This window comes from Niveispirillum sp. FG156, from assembly GCF_057809555.1.
Window position 1 is genome coordinate 17,643 of sequence record NZ_JBMDKE010000003.1, and the last position, 20,037, is coordinate 37,679.

Annotated in this window: 15 protein-coding genes; 7 read left to right on the top strand and 8 right to left on the bottom strand. The window is 65.8% G+C overall.

Annotation, left to right across the window (positions count from 1 at the left end; all coding sequences use genetic code 11):
- Positions 1 to 200 precede the first annotated feature (200 nt).
- From ACODSP_RS02520 to ACODSP_RS02540, 5 genes are all read right to left on the bottom strand, one after another.
- Positions 201 to 3,368 carry an efflux RND transporter permease subunit gene (locus ACODSP_RS02520; RefSeq protein ID WP_488964059.1) on the bottom strand — a complete coding sequence of 1,056 codons (3,168 nt, stop codon included), beginning with the start codon at positions 3,366 to 3,368 and terminating at the stop codon, positions 201 to 203.
- An 11-nt stretch (positions 3,369 to 3,379) separates the two neighbouring features.
- Complete coding sequence (locus ACODSP_RS02525) at positions 3,380 to 4,642, bottom strand: efflux RND transporter periplasmic adaptor subunit (protein WP_488964060.1); 1,263 nt, start codon at positions 4,640 to 4,642, stop codon at positions 3,380 to 3,382.
- A gap of 4 nt (positions 4,643 to 4,646) precedes the next feature.
- Complete coding sequence (locus ACODSP_RS02530; protein WP_488964061.1) at positions 4,647 to 5,960, bottom strand: TolC family protein; 1,314 nt, start codon at positions 5,958 to 5,960, stop codon at positions 4,647 to 4,649.
- Between the two features lie 69 nt (positions 5,961 to 6,029).
- Entirely contained in the window at positions 6,030 to 6,353 is a 324-nt protein-coding gene (locus tag ACODSP_RS02535) for a hypothetical protein (protein ID WP_488964062.1), read from the bottom strand.
- A gap of 128 nt (positions 6,354 to 6,481) precedes the next feature.
- A complete protein-coding gene (locus ACODSP_RS02540) occupies positions 6,482 to 6,748 on the bottom strand; it encodes a metal-sensing transcriptional repressor (RefSeq protein WP_488964063.1) in 267 nt (88 codons plus the stop codon).
- Between the two features lie 118 nt (positions 6,749 to 6,866).
- On the opposite strand from ACODSP_RS02540, the gene ACODSP_RS02545 reads away from it, so the two are divergent.
- Positions 6,867 to 7,043 (top strand): hypothetical protein, encoded by a 177-nt coding sequence (locus ACODSP_RS02545; RefSeq protein WP_488964064.1) that lies wholly within the window; start codon positions 6,867 to 6,869, stop codon positions 7,041 to 7,043.
- 564 nt (positions 7,044 to 7,607) lie between these two features.
- Here the strand turns inward: ACODSP_RS02545 and ACODSP_RS02550 are convergent.
- The 3 genes from ACODSP_RS02550 to ACODSP_RS02560 all read right to left on the bottom strand — a co-directional run bounded on the left by ACODSP_RS02550 (position 7,608) and on the right by ACODSP_RS02560 (position 12,416).
- Positions 7,608 to 10,745: an efflux RND transporter permease subunit gene (locus tag ACODSP_RS02550; RefSeq protein ID WP_488964065.1), complete on the bottom strand. Its 3,138-nt coding sequence runs from the start codon at positions 10,743 to 10,745 to the stop codon at positions 7,608 to 7,610.
- Positions 10,742 to 11,968 carry an efflux RND transporter periplasmic adaptor subunit gene (locus ACODSP_RS02555; protein WP_488964066.1) on the bottom strand — a complete coding sequence of 409 codons (1,227 nt, stop codon included), beginning with the start codon at positions 11,966 to 11,968 and terminating at the stop codon, positions 10,742 to 10,744. Before ACODSP_RS02555 ends, ACODSP_RS02550 begins: the two co-directional genes overlap by 4 nt.
- Positions 11,969 to 12,062: 94 nt before the next feature.
- Positions 12,063 to 12,416 (bottom strand): hypothetical protein, encoded by a 354-nt coding sequence (locus ACODSP_RS02560; RefSeq protein WP_488964067.1) that lies wholly within the window; start codon positions 12,414 to 12,416, stop codon positions 12,063 to 12,065.
- A gap of 499 nt (positions 12,417 to 12,915) precedes the next feature.
- On the opposite strand from ACODSP_RS02560, the gene ACODSP_RS02565 reads away from it, so the two are divergent.
- The 6 genes from ACODSP_RS02565 (at position 12,916) to ACODSP_RS02590 (ending at position 19,950) form a co-directional block, all read left to right on the top strand.
- Entirely contained in the window at positions 12,916 to 13,293 is a 378-nt protein-coding gene (locus ACODSP_RS02565; RefSeq protein ID WP_488964068.1) for a hypothetical protein, read from the top strand.
- 302 nt (positions 13,294 to 13,595) lie between these two features.
- On the top strand, positions 13,596 to 14,171 hold the full coding sequence (locus ACODSP_RS02570) for a cupredoxin domain-containing protein (protein WP_488964069.1): 576 nt from the start codon (positions 13,596 to 13,598) through the stop codon (positions 14,169 to 14,171).
- A 13-nt stretch (positions 14,172 to 14,184) separates the two neighbouring features.
- Positions 14,185 to 15,945: a copper resistance system multicopper oxidase gene (locus tag ACODSP_RS02575; protein WP_488964070.1), complete on the top strand. Its 1,761-nt coding sequence runs from the start codon at positions 14,185 to 14,187 to the stop codon at positions 15,943 to 15,945.
- Positions 15,946 to 15,959: 14 nt separating this feature from the next.
- Positions 15,960 to 16,712, top strand: a complete 753-nt coding sequence (locus ACODSP_RS02580; RefSeq protein ID WP_488964071.1) for a copper resistance protein B — start codon at positions 15,960 to 15,962, stop codon at positions 16,710 to 16,712.
- A gap of 277 nt (positions 16,713 to 16,989) precedes the next feature.
- Entirely contained in the window at positions 16,990 to 19,371 is a 2,382-nt protein-coding gene (locus ACODSP_RS02585; protein ID WP_488964223.1) for a heavy metal translocating P-type ATPase, read from the top strand.
- Between the two features lie 156 nt (positions 19,372 to 19,527).
- On the top strand, positions 19,528 to 19,950 hold the full coding sequence (locus ACODSP_RS02590; protein WP_488964072.1) for a hypothetical protein: 423 nt from the start codon (positions 19,528 to 19,530) through the stop codon (positions 19,948 to 19,950).
- Positions 19,951 to 20,037: the final 87 nt, after the last annotated feature.

The following is a 20,037-nucleotide window of genomic DNA, read 5'->3' on the forward strand; positions in this document are numbered from 1 at the left end:
AATCGCCATCACGCCAGCGCACCCCATACCGTTTGATCCCCGGCAGCCGGGGAGCGATCTTCTGGAGACGCTGGCCGCTTTCGCATGTGCTGTCGGCGACTGTCCTGCTTGGCAGGTCTGTGCCGCTTGAACAGCCCGCCAAGGTCAGGGCAAGCAGGAATGGTGCGATCCTCGTCTTCATGGACATCCTCCATTGGGGATCAGGAAAGTTGCGGTACGGTGGCCTGTGCCGATGCGTGGTCATTTCTTCGTGTCCGGTAGCACAGCCGGTACAAGGCCGGCAGAACCAGCAGAGTCAGCAGGGTGGAGGAGAGGATGCCGCCGATGACCACGGTGGCCAGCGGGCGCTGCACCTCGCTGCCGGCACCGACATTGAAGGCCATGGGGATGAAGCCCAACCCGGCGACCAGGGCGGTCATCAGCACCGGTCGCAGCCGGGCCAGTGCGCCCTGGCTGATGGCGGCCTCCAGCTCCATGCCGTCATCCAGCAATTTGCGGATGAAGGTCACCATCACCACGCCGTTCAGCACGGCGATGCCGGACAGCGCGATGAAGCCGACCCCAGCCGAGATCGACAGCGGGATATCGCGCAGGGCCAGCGCCGCCACGCCGCCGGTGAGCGCCAGCGGCACGCCGCTGAACACCACGCCAGCATCACGCATTGACCCGAAAGCCATGATCAGCAGGCCGAAAATGGCCAGCAGGGTTAGCGGCACCACGACCTGCAGCCGCTGGGTCGCGGATGTAAGCTGTTGGAACGTGCCGCCATACTCCACCCAATAGCCTTCGGGCACGGTCACGTTCTGCGCCACCGTGCGCTGGATTTCCTGCACGAAGGAGCCAAGGTCACGGCCACGCACATTGGTGGTGACGACGATGCGGCGCTTGGCATTTTCCCGGCTGATCTGATTGGGACCCAGGCCGATCTCCACCTTGGCCAACTCGCCCAGGGGGAGATACGCCACGGCCGAGCCGCCTTCGACCGCCGGCATGGGGACGGGCAGCAGGCGCAACCGGTCCAGATCGGTGCGGATATCTTCCGGCAGACGGACGACGATGTCGAACCGCCGGTCGCCCTCGAATATCTGGCCGGCGACCTGTCCGGCCAGTGCCGTCTGCACCACCTGTTGCAGATCGGCGATGTTGATGCCGTAGCGATCCAGTGCGGCGCGGTCGGGCATGATGCTCAGTACCGGCAGGCCGGTGGCCTGTTCCAGCTTGGCATCTGCCGCACCGGGGATGGCGGTGATGACCTTCTCGATCTGGGCACCGATCTCCGTCAGCTTATCCAGATCGTCGCCATAGACCTTGACGGCCACCTCGCTGCGCACGCCGGCGATCAGTTCGTTGAAGCGCATCTGGATCGGTTGCAGGAACTCATAATTGTTGCCGGGAACCGTGGCGACGGCAGCCGCCATCTCCGACACCAGCTGTTCCTTAGTCTTGCCCGGATCCGGCCATTGGTCGCGGGGCTTCAGCATGACGAACGTGTCAGCGACACTGGGTGGCATCGGGTCGGTCGCTACCTCCGCCGTACCGATCTTGGCGAAGACCCGGTCGACCTCCGGCAATGTTTTCAGCTTGGCCTCCAACACCGTCTGCATGCCGACAGCCTGGGTCAGGCTGGTGCCAGGGATGCGCAAGGCGTGGAGCGCGATGTCGCCCTCGTCCAGGTTGGGGATGAACTCCGTCCCCATCCGGGATGCGGCGATGCCGGACAGCACCACCAGCATGGCGGCGGCCACCAGTACGGGCACCCGGTTGCCGATGGCCATATGCAGGATCCGGTTGTAAAGGCGACCTGTGGCCTGCATGACGGCATTCTCCTGCTCCGCCACCCGACCGGTGACGAACAGGGCGACGGCGGCGGGCACGAAAGTCAGCGACAGGACCAAAGCCCCCGTCAGGGCCATCACCACCGTGGCCGCCATGGGATGGAACATCTTCCCCTCCACCCCGGTCAGGGTGAAGATGGGCAGATAGACGGCGGTGATGATGATGATGCCGAACAGGCTGGGCTTGATCACCTCCGACGTGGCGGATGCCGCAAGGTCGAACCGTTCCTCGCGCGTCAGCAGCCGGCCCAGCCGGTGCTGCGCCTCACCAAACCGGCGTAGGCAGTTTTCGATGATGATGACGGCGCCATCGACGATCAGGCCGAAATCAAGCGCGCCTAAGCTCATCAGGTTGCCCGACACCTTAGTCTGCACCATGCCGGTGATGGTCAGCAGCATGGAAAGCGGGATGACCGCCGCCGTGATCAGGGCCGCGCGGATATTGCCCAACAGCAGGAACAGCACTACGACGACGAGCAGCGCGCCCTCCGCCAGGTTCTTCTCCACGGTGGCGATGGTGCGATCAACCAGGGTGGTACGGTCATAAACAGCCTCGGCCACGATGCCGGCGGGCAGGCTGGCCTTCACCTCCTCCAGCTTGGCGGCGACCAGGCGGGAGACGTCGCGGCTGTTCTCCCCCACCAGCATGAAGACGGTGCCCAGCACGGTCTCCTTGCCGTTCTGGGTGGCGGCCCCCGTGCGCAGTTCTGCCCCGAAGCCGACATCGGCCACGTCGCGGATGCGCAGCGGCACGCCCGCCGGCCGGTCCAGCAGGATGGAAGCGAGGTCTTCCGTGCCCGTTGCCTGTCCCGGCACGCGGATCAGGTACTGCTGGCCGTTTCGTTCGATGTAACCGGCACCAACATTGGCGTTGTTGCGCTCCAGCGCCTGCACGATGTCAGCCATTGTGACGCCATGTGCCTGCATGCGCCGCGGGTCGGGCGACACCTGATATTGGCGGTTGAAGCCACCGATGGAGTTGATCTCCGTGACGCCGGGAATGTTGCGCAATTGCGGTCGGACCACCCAATCCTGCACCTCGCGCAGATCGGCGGGCGTCCAGGGTTGCCCGTCCGGCCGAGTCGTGCCGTCCCGCGCGCTGATCGTGTACATGAAAATCTCGCCCAGGCCGGTGGCGATGGGTCCCATCGTCGGCTCGATCCCCCCGGGAAGCTGCGCCAGGGTCTGTTGCAGTCGTTCATTGACCAGCTGGCGGGCGAAATAGAGGTCCGTCCCATCCTCGAACACCACCGTCACCTGTGACAGGCCATAGCGGGAGATGGAGCGGGTGTAGGAAAGGTGGGGCAGGCCGCCGAGTGCGGCCTCGATCGGATAGGTGATGCGCTGTTCGGCCTCCAGCGGTGAATAGCCAGGCGCCTCGGTATTCACCTGGACCTGGACATTGGTGATATCGGGCACCGCGTCGATGGACAGGCGGGTGAAGTTATAGACGCCCAGGGCGGCCAGCCCGAAGGTCAGGGCCAGCACCAGCCAGCGCTGCCGGATGGCGGATCTGATGAGAGTGTCGAGCATGGTCCGGCTCCTCAATGGTCGTGGCTGGCGCCGGACTTGTCGATGTCGGCCTTGATGAGGAAACTGTTCTCGCTGACATAGCGTTCACCGGGCTCGATGCCGCCCAGCACCTCGATCCAGTCGCCATCCTGCTGGCCCAGCTCCAGCATGCGGACCTCGTAGGTGTCGCCGACCTGCGCGAAGACCACGGTGAAGTCGCGGAAGGCCTGAAGGCCGGCGACCTTCACTGCCAGCGGCACTTCGCGCGAACCGATGGTGATGGCGGCATTGACCACTTGTCCCGGCCGCAGCTTCTGTTCGGCGTTGTCCAGGACAACGCGGGCGACCAGGGTCTGGCTGCCGGCATCGGCCAGGGGCAGGATAGGCTGAACGGTGCCGGTCACCATCGTCCCGTCGCCGGTCGTCAGCCGCACCGGCTGGCCCGGCTTTACCCGCGCCGCATCGGCGGGGAATAGGCGCAGGTCGGCCCAGACGCTGGACAGGTCACCGATCTCGAACAGTGGGCCGCTGCCAGTGACGGCCCCGACATTGACGTCGCGCGATAGGATGGTGCCGCTGACCGGGGCCTTCACGGCATAGGTCTGCAGGCTCTCATTGCTTTCGATGGTGGCGATCACTTCGCCGGCTTCCACCTTGTCGCCGGGCAGCTTGCGTACCTCGCGCACCAGACCGGGGAAGCGGGCGTCGATGCGCGCCGACCGGTCCAGGTTCAAGGTGATGCGGCCCGTGACTTCCGCCACCTCATTGATTGTGGCGGGACCGGCCGGTTCCGTCTTGATGCCGGACGCTTCGGCAGCAGCGGCCTCGATCCGCGTGCGGCCCTCGTAGGAGGCGAATTTCCATTCGTGGCGCTTGCCGCCCTGGTTGGCGACGACATGCACGTCGAAGGAATGCGGTTCGGCCAGCACAGCGTCACCGGTCAGGTAATCCTGTTCCGGCTTGAAGCCGAACCGGTCCACCTTGCCACCCAGGCGCGTCACGGCGACGGTCAGGCCCACGCTCTGCGGGGCCACCGGCCTGCCCTCGACATAGGCATAGACGCGGTAATGCGGGGGCACGCCATCCTCGAACACGGTCAGTTCCAGGGCCAGCGGCCCGTCGCGCAGCATGCGGCCGCGATGGGGGCCACGTTCGTAGTCGCCTTCTGCTTTTGCATGGCCAGTCTCGGCATGGATGTCCGCAGGGCGGTTCAGCAGCCACAGGCCGGCGGCACCGCCGACGGCCAGGATGGTGGCGACAAGCAGGGTCTGCTTGAGCTTGTTTGTCTTGGTCATTCTGTCAGTCCTGCGGGGCAAGGGTCTGGCCGGTCAGGCGTTCGGCTTCGATGGCGAGCCGGTGATAGTCGGCGGCTTCGTTGATCATGGCCTGTTCCAGCTCCACCAATTGCCGGTTGGCCTCGGTCAGCTCCAGCAGTGACAGGCGGCCGGCCTTGTAGCCCTCCTCGATATCGGCGATGGCGATGCGGGCTTTAGGGGTCGCCTCCTCCTGCAACAGCCGGAGCGCCTGGCGGGCGCGTTCCATCCCGGCATGCAGGCTGGCCAGCATGTTGTAGAGGCTGGTGCGTGCCGCCCGTTCGCGGGCCAGGGCGAGGCTGGTGGCGGCCCTGGCCTCACGGATAGAAGGTTCCGCCCGGCTGGCGGCCCCCAGCGGCATGGACAGCGACATGACGAAGGCCTGACCGTTCTGGCCTTCCAGCCGCCTTATGCCGGCGCTGACCGTCAGGTCGGGTGTGCGGGCACTTTCGGCCAGCAGGGTACGGGCCTCCAGCGTGCGGCGCTCCGACGCGAAACGCAGCAGGTCGGGATTGCGCTCCATCCTGGCCTGAATGGTGGAGACGGGCAGCGGCTCGGGAAGGTCCAGCAGCTTGGCAGCCGCCAGTTCGAACCGCGGGTCGCGATCCTCCCAGGCCTCGGCCAGCAGCAGCCGGGCCGAACGCAGTTCCTGCTCGGCCCGCAGGCGGACCAGCCTTGCCTGGGTGACGGAAACCTGGGCGCGCGCCACCTCGCCTGGCAGGGCCTTGGCGGCCTTCGCGCGGGTGCCGGCGGCATCCAGGGCGCGACCGGCCATGTTTTCCTGGCGGCGGGCCAGGGTCAGCAGTTCCTGGTTGACCACGACATCGGTGAAGCGGCGCGTCACTTCGGCCAGGATGTCGATCTTCTCGGCATCCTGTTCAGACAGGACCTGGGCGCGTTCCTGCCGGGCCACGTCCATGCGCCGGCCGCGCTTGTCCTCAAGATCCAGGACGGTGCCCAGGCTGAGGGTGGTTTCGGTGTCGCCGATGAAGCGGGTGCCGCCGGTGCCCCCGATATTCTCCACCTCGATGCCGAGTTGGAGCGGGTTGCGCAGCGCCGCATGATCCTGGCGGGCCGTGGCGGCATCCAGGGCGAAGCGGTGGCCGGCAAGACGCGGATGGGTGTTCGCCGCCAGCGCCAGCGCCTGGCGCAGGGTCAGGATGCCGACAGGGCTGGCCGCCGGATCGGCGGCATAGGGAACGGAGGCGGGTGCCTCCTGGGCCAGGCACGGGCCGGCGACGGTTGCGAGCAGCAACATCGTCGCGGCCATGCCGGACCGGAGCGGGATGGCTCTGGGCATGGGTATCGTCCTCGGCACCCCGATGTTCGGGGGCCAATCAAATCGCGGGTCAGGGCTTGGAACCGGGGTTCAAGCCGCGCGCGGCGGACGATCAATGCGGATATAAGCACTCTGGTGCGTGAAATAGGCCGGCAGGCGGACATGGCCGCGCTGGATCGGCGGCTTCACCAGATCTGAAATGGCTGGCACGACGACCAGCAGATGGCCGGTTGCATCATGAGCATGATGCAACCAGTCGGCGTGTGGCCCGGTCTCCGCCGCCTCCACCTGCCGTCCATGGTCCGCCTGCTTGTCCCCTTGTCCGTCCGCGTGGTGATGCTCCATCGCCTCCGCTACCCCATGCGCCATGGTCTCGCCCGTGTGCAGCACGGTGAGGCAAAGCATCAGGGTCATGAGCAGGCTGAGGATACGGTGCATTATGCAAACGGCTGGTTGTCGGGACAGGGGCGATGGGAAAGCGTAACCTCAACGCCGCATCCGGGCCAATCCGATTTTGGCGCTGGAGGCGGGTGAAACTGTCGTCAAAGGTACTTTGTTATCTCCGCAATTCCGGCAAGCCGTTCACGCGCCTCCTTGGGCAGGGGGCCGGTGGCCTCCTCCAGATGATGCTCGATATGATGCAGGACCAGGACGGTCTTGGCCTTGTCCACAGCCTTCAGAACCGCCTGCAGCTGCTGGGCGACGACCAGCGCATCGCGGCCTTCCTCGACCATCTCGACGATCTTGGACAGGTGACCCTGCGCCCGCTTGAGGCGGTTCAGGATATCGGGGTTGTTGGCATGGCTCATATCACATACCTATCCCCCTGGAGGGGATGTGTCAATGCGCCTGCCGCTCCTTTATGCTCCTATAGACCATCCCCGGTAACCGGTGTTTGCGGGAATGCCCGCATATGGAGGATCGTGTATGTGCTGCCGTCATGCTGTGGAACAGGCTTATCGCCGCATGCAGGACAGCGGCGTGCCCGACCTGCACGCCTATCAAGTTGCCTTGACGATTTACCGATACAACCATCCTGACGATGAGATGCAGGTCGCCGAGGCGTCAGTTACCCGATGGACCGGCTACGCTTCCTTCCACTGAACCCATGCCCATCTTTGCGTGGTGTGTGGCCATGTGGTGCACAGAAAGGGGAGAGCAGCTTGCAATAAAAGTGAGATGTCGGATCATTAACCTGTTTAGCGAAGCCCGACCAACGCGACCGCTTTGCGCCGCATTCTGGTCATTCGAGAGCAGCGAGGTGGAGCCTGAAAGCCGCCGTTCGCCAAATCGACTTGGTCGTAGGGAATTGGGCAGGAGCCGGGCGCTCACAATTCTGTAACTTCAAGCAATACGGTCGCGCTGTCAGGCAGCTCCTCGATCTGTGAGAACTGTATAGATACGGTAATCCTCTGACGTCGTCTCCTCTTCTAGGTTTACAAGGCGGCTGGTTTGCTGGTTCCGGGGGCAAAACAGAACAGCTTCATCATGTCTATGGTACCCTTGTTACCTCCCCCTAGATGTCGATGCGGAACTTCTGGCCCGTCTGGGATACATCCACAATGAGGCAGCCTGTACGGTCGTCGTAAAGGTTCGCGATCACACGGTCGACAAGCACGGTTGCCCGACGGATGGCATCCTCCGGCCTCTCTTGGCTTAGCAGGAGCTTCAGTTCACCCCGTCAGGCCCCACCGCTCCCGGCAGCCGCCACCCCTTGACCAGCCCGTAGACGGCGGGGATCACCACCAGGGTCAGCAGGGTGGAGGAGATCATGCCGCCGATCATCGGCACGGCGATGCGCCGCATCACCTCCGATCCGGCCCCGTCGCTCCACAGGATGGGCAGCAGGCCGGCGATGATGGCGGTGACCGTCATCATCTTGGGCCGCACCCGTTCCACGGCCCCGCGCATCACCGCATCGCGCACATCCTCGCGGGTCAGCGCCAGGCCCTGGGCCGCGCGCTCGGCCCTGATCGCGGCCAGGGCCTGGTCGAGATAGATCAGCATGACGACGCCCGTCTCCGCCGCCACGCCGGCCAGCGCGATGAAGCCCACGGCCACAGCCACTGACAGGTTGAAGCCCAGCCACCACATCAGCCACACCCCGCCAACCAGCGCGAAGGGCAAGGACAGCATGACGATCAGCGTCTCGGTCAGCGCCCGGAAATTCAGGTAGAGCAACAGGAAGATGACCAGCAGCGTCAGCGGCACGACGATGCGCAGCCGTGCCTCGGCCCGTTCCAGATACTCGAACTGCCCGCTCCAGCCGATCATGTAGCCGGGCGGCAGGGTGACGGCGCCGGCCACGGCGGCCTGCGCATCGGCGACATAGGAGCCCAGGTCGCGCCCGGCCATGTCGACATAGATATAGGTGGCGAGCTGGCCGTTCTCCGTGCGGATGGAAGTGGCGCCCCGGTCCAGCCGGATGGCGGCCACCTCCCCCAACGGCACCGACCCGCCGCCCGGCAGCGGCACATGCACCTCCGTGGCGATGGTGGCCGGGCTGTCGCGCAGGTCGCGCGGATAGCGCAGGGAGACGCCGTAGCGCTCCCGCCCCTCCACCATGGTCGTGACGATGGCCCCGCCCAGCGCCGTGGCCACCACATCCTGCACGTCGCCGACGGTCAGGCCATAGCGGCCCAGCGCCTGGCGGTCGGGCACGATGTCCAGGTAATAGCCGCCGATCACCCGCTCCGCATAGGCGCTGGTCGTGCCCGGCACGGTGCGCAGCACCGCCTCGATCCGGCGGGCAATGGGTTCCATCGCCGCCAGGTCGGGACCGAACAGCTTGATGCCCACCGGCGTGCGGATGCCGGTGGCCAGCATGTCGATTCGGGCGCGGATGGGCATGGTCCAGGCGTTCGACACGCCGGGGAATTGCAGCGCCCTGTCCATCTCCGCCTTCAGGCTGTCGATACTGGTGCCGGGCCGCCATTCGGACCTTGGCTTCAGGTTGATGATGGTCTCGAACATCTCCGTCGGGGCTGGGTCGGTGGCCGTGGCGGCGCGACCGGCCTTGCCATAGACCGACGCCACCTCCGGGAAGGAGCGGATGATGCGGTCCTGAATGGCCAGCAGTTCCGCCGCCTTGGTCACCGACAGGCCCGGCAGGGTGGTGGGCATGTACATCAGCGTGCCCTCGTCCAGGCCGGGCATGAATTCAGAGCCCAGTTGGCGGGCCGGCCAGACGCTGGCACCCAGCACCAGCAGGGCCAGCAGGATGGTCGTGCCGCGGGCGCGCAGCACGGCGGCGATGACGGGCCGGTAGAGCCGGACCAGCAGGCGGTTGACGGGGTTGCGATGCTCCGGGACGATCCGCCCGCGCACGCACAGCACCATCAGCGCCGGCACCAGCGTCACCGACAGCAGGGCGGCCGCCGCCATGGCGAAGGTCTTGGTGAAGGCCAGCGGGCCGAACAGCCGGCCCTCCTGCGCCTCCAGCGTGAAGATGGGCAGGAAGGAGACGGTGATGACCAGCAGGCTGAAGAACAGGGCCGGTCCCACCTCGGTCGCCGCCTCGACCAGCACCTGGGTGCGTGGCTTGTCGGGCGGGCTGTGTTCCAGGTGCTTGTGGGCGTTCTCGATCATCACGATGGCGGCGTCGATCATGGCGCCGACGGCGATGGCGATGCCGCCCAGGCTCATGATGTCCGCACCCAGGCCGATGGCCCGCATGGCGGCGAACCCCATCAGGATGCCCACCGGCAGCATCAGGATGGCGACCAGGGCGCTGCGCAGATGCAGCAGGAAGACCACGCAGACCAGGGCCACGATCAGGCTTTCCTCCAGCAGCGTGCCTTTCAGCGTGTCGATGGCCGCCTTGATCAGGCGGGAGCGGTCATAGACGGGGACGATCTCCACGCCGTCGGGCAGGCTGGCGGCGATCTCGCCCAGGCGGGCCTTGGCATTGTCGATGACGGTCAGGGCGTTGGCGCCGAAGCGCTGCAGCACGATGCCGCCCGCCACCTCGCCCTCGCCGTTCAGCTCGGCGATGCCGCGCCGCTCGTCGGGCACGATCTCCACGCGGGCCACGTCGCGGATGCGCAGCGGCACGCCCCCCATGCTGCGCAGCACGATGTCGGCGATGTCGTCGCCAGAGCGCAGGTAGCCGCGCCCGCGCACCATGAACTCGACCTCCGACAGTTCCAGGGTGCGGCCGCCGACATCGCGGTTGCTGGCCTGCACCGCGTCGCGGATCATGGAAAGCGTGACGCCCTGGGCGCGCAGCTTCAGCGGGTCCACGATGATGCTGTACTGCTTGACGAAGCCGCCGATGCCGGCCACCTCCGCCACACCATTGGCCCGGGACAGGGGGAAACGCACCACCCAGTCCTGCAAGGACCGCAGCTCGGCCAGCGTCATCTCCCGCGCCACCAGCGCGTACTGGTAGACCCAGCCCACGCCCGTGGCGTCCGGGCCCAGGCCCGGATTCACCCCCTCGGGCAGGCGGGGGGCGGCGGCGTTCAGATATTCCAGGACGCGGGCCCGCGCCCAATAGGGATCGGTGCCGTCCTCGAAGATCACATAGACGAAGGACACCCCGAAGAAGGAGAAGCCGCGCACCACCTTGGACCGGGGCACGGTCAGCATGGCGCTGCTCAGCGGGTAGGTCACCTGGTCCTCGACCACCTGCGGCGCCTGGCCGGGATAATCGGTATAGACGATGACCTGCACGTCGGAGAGGTCGGGGATGGCGTCCAGCGGCAGGGTCTTCAGGGCGTAGAGGCCGGCGGCCACCGTGAAGGCGGTGCCGATGAGCACCAGCAGCAGGTTGCGGGCCGACCAGGCGATCAGGCGGGCGATCATGGCGTGGCCTCCCCGTCCCGCATGCCGTCCAGGGCGGCCTTCAGGTTGCTTTCGGCGTCGATCAGGAAATGGGCGGCCGTTACCACCCGGTCGCCGGCGGCAAGGCCGGAGCGGATCTCGATATAGCCGCCGCCGCGCCGGCCCGGCAGCACGGGGTGCGGTTCGAACCTTCCGTCGCCCTTGTCCAGGATGATTGTCTGCCGCCGGCCGCTGTCGATGATTGCGCTGTCGGGCACGGCCAGCACGGGCATGCCGTCGCCGGTGGCGATCTCGACATCGGCATACATGTCGGGAAGCAGGGCGCCGTCGGGATTGGCGACCTCGATCCGCACGCGGACGGTGCGGGTGTCGGCCATGACCTGCGGATAGATCACCGACACCCGGCCCTGAAGCACCCGTCCCGGCAGGCCGCGCGGGCGGATGCTGGCGGTGGCGCCCGTGCGCAGCTCGCCCAGCCTGGCCTCCGGCACGTCGGCGACGATCCAGAGGCCGGAAATGTCGGCCAGCCGGAACAGCACGTCGCCCGCCGCGGCCTTCATCCCCTCCACCGCGTTGCGCTGCACGACGACGCCGTCGCGCGGCGCCCGCCAGGTCATGGGCAACGGCACCTGCCGCGTCCGCTCGATCTCGGCGATGGTCTCTGGCGGGACGCCCAGGTTGGCCAGCCGCTGGCGGGCGCCGCCGCGCGTGGCGCCGCCATTCAGCTCGCCCAGGAACAGGGCCGCCGCTGCGGCGATGTCGGGCGCGTAGAAATGCAGCAGCACCTGGCCCGCCGCCACCCGCCCGCCCGTCGTCACATCGGCCACCTTCTCGATGAAGGCGTCGGCGCGCGGCGCCAGCACGGTGACGCGCCGCTCGTCCAGCTGCACCCTGCCGGGCACGTACAGGGGCTCGGCCACCACCCGTTCCACGGCGATGTCGGTGCGCACGCCCGTCCGCTGCCGCTTGGCGGTGGAGACGGTGACGGTACCTGTCTCGTCCGCCTCGTCCGCGTAGACGGGGATATAATCCATGCCCATGGAATCCTGCCTGGGCACGGGCGAGGTGTCGGGCAGGCCCATTGGGTTGCGGTAATGGAGGATGCGCCGGGCCGGAGCATCGGTGCCGGCAGCGGTCGGCGGCGGGGCGTCCTGCCGCCCGGCCCAATAGCCGCCGGTTCCCGCCGCCAGGATGGCGGCGAGGGTGAGCGGGCCGGCGGCCCGCCTCATCAGGGGCGAGATCATCGCGGAGTTTCCAAGGTCCATCGGAAAGGGCCGCGCGGGGCATAGGCCCGCACGGGATCGGCTAACCGGCCTCAATCGATGCCGGCGATGAACCTCAGAGGCGGGGCGGCTTGCGGGGCGGTGGGGCCGCGCGGCTGCGATAGGCGCTGTCGCAGCCGGGCAGCATCACGGCGATGGGGTCCAGCCGCGCGATCATCGAACCCGGCGCCGGGGCCTGGGCGACACCCATGCCCAGGCACAGGAGGGCCAGCGGGCAGGCCTTGCCGCAGTCGGGCGCCTGGTTCCCGCCGGGACAGCAGGGCATGTCGTCCGGCAGGGAGGCCATGTCCGTGACGGAAGGATAAGCAGTGCCCGCCGTCGCCATCGACGGCGGCGCCATCGAAGCGGTCATCAGGCCGGCCACCGTCAGGATCGATAGCAGGCGGCAAAGGGCGGTCCAGAGCTTCATGCTCCAACCCTCCCACAGCCCTTTGCGGTTGGCAAGAGCAGTACGTCACTGCAACTCTGTGTTATCGAGTGCGATGGGCTGGTCTTCTTCCGGACGAATGCCGCAATCCAGCAGCGGACTTGCCCCATCACCATCGTCGACTTTAACACGCCAGCCGCAACTTCACTGTTCCTATTAACAACTCGCCAACCGAGGTCGTTGCGTGATGGTCCTCTAGGGAAACGCGGGTGCCGCTGCCTCGATAACGGGACTCATTCCGATGATATTTAGCATGTAGAAGCCAGCCTGTATACGTTCGGATAGTGTGGGGCCAAAACTACACTGTGTTCCTTTTACTGGGATGGAAAAGATTTCATGAAAAATTGTTCACCCAACTCTCTAGGTCCAGACGAAGAAATACCTTGCGCCTTGGCTGCGTTCGGCCATATATATGTTACTTGCATGCAGCAGCTGCCCGCGCGCCGGTCGCAGTTGCAACTCGTAGGGTATCGTCCTCCAGATGTCCATCGCCCGCACCCTTGCTGTGTTGCTGATCGGCCTCCTTGTAGGATGGGGGGGACTATCGGGCTTTGGCGGCGCGACCGCGATGGCGCACATGTCGCCGGCGGTGCATGCCATGGACGTGCCCGCAGGGTCGACCGCCGAATGCCACGATGCGCAGGAATACGCACAGTACGCCGATCACGGCGACGCGACGTCCAAGGCGTCCAAGGCGGGGTGCTGCGTCGTGGCCTGTGGCCAATCGATACTGACGGCCCACGAGATCGATTTCAGCTATGCCGGCTGGCAACTGGCGGATTTGCTGCCGGTCGTCGACGACCTCGTCAAGGGCCGTTCCGTCTCCCCCATGCTGCGCCCGCCGAGGCTGGCAGCCTGACGCCTACCCAAGTGACGCGCTTGGGCAAAGGGCATAGCCTGCTTGCGGTTTAGGCTGCACGGGACTGAAAAGCGAATTTATGATCGGTTCCCCGACTGCAAGCGCTCCATGCCGGGGCGTAGCGCCTTCGTGCCCGTCCACTTCCGCGATGCCGTGCCGCACGTCGTGCCGCCGCTTCCGCAGGAATGTTCGCCAGCGTCATCCATGCACACGACTTTTCAAGGCGAAGAGCGTCTTCGCCAGGCCCACGACCGGACTCCATCGTTTCCGAGGAGGCCGGCAGATCGACAGGACATTCCAAGATGAACGTCAACTTCCGCATCGCGCACGCCGTCGCCGCCATTCTGGCTGGGGTCAGCATCATCGGCATCACGGGGGGCGCCATGGCCGGCGTCGGCGAGGCCGGACACGCCCATGCCGTCGAGATCGGCCAGCCGGGGGAGGCCGCGAAGGCCACCCGGACGGTCCGGATCGAGACCGTCGACAACCTTTTCAACCTCGAGAAGATCGAGGTGAAGAAAGGCGAAACCGTTCGCTTCGTGATCACCAACAAGGGTGAACTGCTGCACGAGTTCAATATCGGCACGACGGACATGCACGCCGCCCACCAGAAGGAAATGGAGATGATGGCGGACCAGGGCATGTTGACCCCGACCGGGATGAACGAGATGTCGGGCATGGACCATTCCAAGATGGGCCATTCCAAGGGTGACATGGCACCGATGAAGCACGACGATCCCAACAGCGTGCTGATTGGCCCGGGGCAGACGAAGGAGCTGACCTGGACCTTCTCCAAGGACGCCGCCCTGGAGTTCGCCTGCAACATCCCGGGCCATTACGAGTCCGGCATGGCCGGCAAGATCGTCATCCAGAAGTGATCGGAGGCGGAAAATGAACAATCCAACAACGCTTTCCAGGCGCAACATCCTGCGCCTCGCTGGAGTGGCGGGCATGGCGGGGGTCGTGACCGTCTTCCCCGGCCGGGTCAGCTTTGCTTCCGCCGACCAGACACTGGACTTGGCCGTCGAGCGGACGCGCATAACAGTGGACGGGGTGACCACCGACGCCATCGCAATCGGCGGCACGGTACCGGCGCCCATCCTCCGCTGGCGCGAAGGCCAGGAGGTGGTGGTCAGGGTCATCAACGGGCTGGATGAGCCCACTTCCATCCATTGGCACGGCCTGTTGCTGCAGGGCGTCATGGACGGCTCTCCCGGCTTCAACGGCTTCGTGTCAATCAAACCGGGGGAGACCTACACCTACCGCTTCAAGCTGCGGCAGGCCGGTACCTATTGGTACCACAGCCACTCTGCCGCCCAGGAACAGGAGGGCATGTACGGCGCCATCATCATCGACCCTGCGGACCGCGACCCGGTCAGGGCCGACCGCGACCTGGTCGTCCTGCTTTCCGACCATACCGCGGAGGACCCCGTGGCGGTCCTGAACAAGCTGAAGGTCAGCGAGGGCTACTACAACAAGGGCAAGCGCACGCTGTCGGACTTCCTGTCCGATGCCGGCCGCGACGGATGGCGCGCCGCCATCCAGGACCGGAAGGACTGGGGTGACATGCGCATGGATCCGACGGACCTAGCGGATGTCACCGGCTACCAGTTCCTCGTGAACGGCAAGGGCCCGAAAGACAACTGGACGGCGGTCTACAGGCCGGGCGAGCGGATACGCCTGCGCATCATCAACGGCTCGGCGATGAGCATCTTCGACGTGCGGATACCCGGCCTTCCCATGACGGTGGTGGCGGCGGACGGGCAGAGCGTCATGCCGGTCAAGGTGGACGAGTTCCGGTTCGGCGTCGGCGAGACATACGACGTCGTCGTCATGCCAACGGGGGACAAGCCCTTCACCTTCTTTGCCGAACCCATCGACCGCAGCGGCTATGCACGGGCGACCATCGCGACCGTGGAAGGCGCCGAGGGGGAGATCCCAGAGCGCCGGCCCCGCACCATCCTGACCATGGCGGACATGGGCATGGCCCATGCCGGCATGGGCGGGGGCTCCATGGCTGGCATGGACCATGGGGCGATGCAGGGAATGGACCATGGTTCCATGTCCGCCATGGCGGGAATGCAAGGCATGGACCGTGGCTCGATGCCGAGCATGGCCGGGATGGACCATGGCTCTATGGCGGGGATGGACCAGGCGAAGCCGGCTTCGGCGGAGCCCGGCCGCGCCGTGGGCTGGGGAGATGCCGGCACGCCCCCGGGCACCAAGGCCCTCTCGTACGCGGACCTCAAGTCTCTGACCAAGGCGAAGGACCTGCGGGAGCCGACGCACGAGATCGAGGTCCAACTCACCGGCATGATGTCACGCTACATCTGGACCCTGAACGGCATGAAGTTCGACCAGGGCGAACCCATCCGCGTCGCCTACGGCGACAGGGTGCGCATCAAGTTCGTCAATACGACCATGATGGCGCACCCCATGCATCTTCATGGCATGTTCATGGAGTTGGAGAACGGGCAGTCCGACCGCATGCCGAGGAAGCATGTCGTGCTGGTGCCGCCCGGACAGTCCAAATCCGTGCAGTTGACGGCGGACGAGCCCGGCGAATGGCCGTTCCACTGCCATCTGCTGTTCCACATGGCGTCTGGAATGATGACGAGATTCATCGTCGAACCGAAAACAGCCAGCCTTTGACCGTGGAGTGGCAAATGCAAGAGAAACTGATGCGATTGGGATTGGCCGCGCTCGCGGTCGGGATCCTGGCCCTGCCGGCCACCACGGCCCAGGCCGAGGAGGACTATGTCGAGCACCGTGCTTCGGAGCATGAGGCACCGCTGTTCGGCACCTTCAAAGTCGACCAGGTCGAGCGCCGCTGGGTAGACGGGCGCGATTCCGTGAATTGGGAAGCGCAAGGCTGGGCCGGTGGGGACATGGAGAGGCTTTGGTTCATGACGGAGGGCAGCAAGCCCAACGGCGGGGCCCTTGAGGAGGCGGAGTTCCAGCTCCTCTACAGCCGGATGACGTCCGAGTTCTGGGACGTGCAGGCCGGTGTCCGCTACGACGTCCGGCCCCAGCCCGGGACCGCCTACGGTGTGGTCGGGATGAAGGGCATTGCACCCTACTTCTTCGACGTGACGGCGCAAGCCTTCGTCAGCGAGGACGGGGACGTGTCCGGCCGGCTGAAAGCTGAGTACGACCTGCTCCTGACCCAGAAGCTGATCCTCCAGCCGAGCGTGGAACTGAACGTCGCGGTGCAGAGGGTGGAGGCGCTCGGAGTCGGCCGAGGCGTCAACGACGTTGGTCTGGGACTGCGCCTTCGCTATGAGTTCGTGAAGGAGTTCGCCCCCTACGTCGGCGTCCAGTGGGAACGCAAGCTGGGAGACGCGGCGGATATCGCGCGGGACGAGGGGGAAAGGGCCAGCCAGGTCGCCCTCGTGACGGGCGTGCGCTTCTGGTTCTAGGGCAGACGCGGTCGGATGCCCCAAACCACGCGGGGGTGTCCAGCTGTCTTCCCCCCTTTAACAGGGTGCGGAAAAACCATTTCGCTGCTGCGGTCGGGTTATTTTCGGCAATCTCGCGTCAAATCCTCGTAAGATACCACCAGTATCTTGCTTCGAATTTTCCTAATCTTGCCGAAAATTCCCCACCCTCGCGACGCGAAAGCCTTTTTCGCACCCTGTTAAGGCAGGGCGGGAAATCCACCCGACGGATTGTACCTACTCTCTGTAGGAGGTCATGATGCAAGAAGACGAAAGCAGAGCTCCACATCACAGCCACGCGGCCTGCGGTCATTCCCACCATGGCCACGCGTCCCATGGCGCGGGGTCTGTGCTTGAGAAAGACCCCGTCTGCGGCATGTCTGTCGACCCTGCAACGGCGACGCACCGGCTTGAACAGGATGGGAAGACCTACTGGTTCTGCTCCTCCCGCTGCCAGGAAAAGTTCGTGCAGGATTCGGGTGCCTATCTGCGCGGCACCGGGGAACAGGCGACCGCGCCGGGCAAGAAGGCGATCTACACCTGCCCCATGCACCCGCAGGTCAGACAGGAAGGTCCGGGCAATTGCCCGATCTGCGGGATGGCGCTGGAGCCTGAGGTGGCGGCGCCCGACGCCGGACCCAGTGAGGAACTTCGGAACATGCAGCGCCGAATGGTCATCGGCGGCGTCCTGACAGCCCCCATCCTGCTGCTGGAAATGGGCGGGCATATTCCGGGCCTGGGCCTGGCGCACCTTCTGTCGCCAACGCTGAACAGCTGGTTGCAGTTCGCGCTGGGCACCCCGGTCGTCTTGTGGGCGGGATGGCCGTTCCTTGCCCGTGGCTGGGCATCGATCCTCGCTCGCAGCCCCAATATGTTCACCCTTATCGCCATGGGTGTTGGTGCGGCCTTCCTCTACAGCCTCACGGCCATTCTGGCGCCCCAGGTGTTTCCCGACGGTTTCCGCGATGTGGACGGCTCGGTGGCCGTCTATTTCGAGGCGGCGTCGGTGATTGTGGTTCTTGTCCTGTTGGGGCAGGTGCTGGAACTGCGCGCCCGTGAACAGACCGGCGGCGCGATCCAGGCCTTGCTCAACCTGGCGCCAAAGGTCGCGCGACGCCTGACCCCTGACGGCCAGGACCAGGAGGTCCCCCTGGAGCAGGTCAATCCCGGTGACCGGCTGCGAGTGCGGCCGGGCGAAGCGGTGCCCGTTGATGGGATCGTCATCGAGGGACGGTCGTCGCTGGATGAGTCCATGGTGACGGGCGAATCCATCCCCGTGGAGAAGGAACCGGGCGCCAAGCTGATCGGTGGAACCGTCAATGGTACCGGCGGACTGGTGATGCAGGCCGACAAGGTCGGGGCCGAGACCATGCTGTCACGCATCGTGCAGATGGTCGCCGACGCACAGCGCAGCCGCGCGCCCATTCAGAAGCTGGCGGACGCGGTTTCCGGCTATTTCGTGCCGGCGGTGATCCTGATCGCCCTGCTTGCCTTCGCCGCCTGGGCAATGTGGGGGCCAAGCCCTTCCTTTGCCTATGGGCTGGTGGCCGCCGTTTCGGTGCTCATCATCGCGTGCCCCTGCGCGCTGGGTCTGGCCACACCGATGAGCGTGATGGTCGGGGTCGGGCGCGGGGCGACCGAGGGGGTCCTGATCAGGAATGCCGAAGCACTGGAAAGGCTGGAGAAGGTCGATACGCTTGTGGTGGACAAGACCGGCACGCTTACCATCGGCAAGCCCAAGGTCACGGCCCTGGTGCCGGCCGAAGGCTTCAGTGAACTGGAATTGCTGTCGCTTTCGGCCAGCCTTGAGCAAGGCAGCGAACATCCGCTTGCCGCTGCCATCCTGGCCGCCGCGTCCGAACAGGGCGCGGCCTTGACGACGGTTACGGAATTCAGCTCTGTGACCGGTCGCGGCGTGACGGGCGTGGCCGCGGGGCGTCGCGTCGTCCTGGGCAATGCGCGGCTCATGGCGGAAATGGGCGTATCCCTTGGCCAGCTTTCCCAGGAAGCGGAAAGACTGCGGGCCGACGGGGCCACGGCCATGTTCGCTTCTGTGGACGGTCGCCCGGCCGGGATCATCGCGGTATCCGATCCCGTCAAGCCCACCACGTCTGACGCCCTGAAGGCACTGCGCGCCGATGGCATCCGGGTGGTGATGCTGACCGGCGACAACAAGACCACGGCGACAGCGGTTGCGCGGCATCTGGCGATCGACGAGGTCGTGGCGGAGGTCAGCCCAGCGGACAAGAACAGTATCGTCCGGCGCCTGAAGGCCGAAGGGCGGGTGGTGGCGATGGCCGGCGATGGGGTCAACGACGCCCCCGCTCTGGCCGAGGCCGATGTCGGCATCGCGATGGGAACGGGCACGGATGTCGCGATCCAGAGCGCTGGTGTCACCTTGGTGAAAGGCGACCTGGCGGCCATCGCCAGGGCCCGGTCGCTCAGCCGCGCTACCATGCGCAACATCCGGCAGAACCTGTTCCTTGCCTTCATCTACAATGCGCTGGGTGTGCCGGTGGCGGCCGGTGTCCTGTACCCGCTGTTCGGCTTCCTGCTCAGTCCGGTCATTGCCGCCGCCGCGATGGCATTGAGTTCGGTGTCCGTCGTGGGCAACGCCTTGCGCCTGCGGTCATTCAGATAGGCTGGGAAAGGGGAAACGGTTCTGGCGGCTTGCTCCGCCGCCGCCAGAACCGTTTCCCAAAGCTTCGACATTTCGGTCGATGTAGCGCTTGACGGTCATTGCTTCCGTACTTAGCATACAAAGATAACCGAGATCGGATCCTGCCGGAGGCATGATTTGGTGGATCAGTTGGAAACAATACGGCGACTGTGCCTGGTGGGGTTCTTCGCCCTGACCATGACGCTGGTCTTTGCCGTTTCCAACGCGTCTCAGGCCCGGTCGGTTCAGGACGGTGCGACCGTTGTGGCGGCGCATGGGCAAGTCAAGGTGGAAGGACAATCCGAAACGGCCCGCCACGGTATGGCCATGTCGGGCCTTTCGGCGGCGGACGCGATGTCGGACGATGCCTGCCCGACCGACTGTTCCGGCGGCGGCGCCTGTTGCGGCGTGATCCATTGCCTCACCATGCTGTCGGGCCTTCCTTCCAGCGACACGGCGCTGTCCGTCACGGTAACGGGTGACGTGAAGAAGCCGGTGGCAGGCTACGTGCCTGCCGGCATTGGGCATGCGCCCGACCTCAGACCGCCTGTAGCGGCCTGAGCATAGGACCGGTGTGCCCTGGCGGCACCGGTTCAGGCCTTTGCTGCCAACATTCCTCCATTTCCAGTTCTCGGCAGTCATCCACGG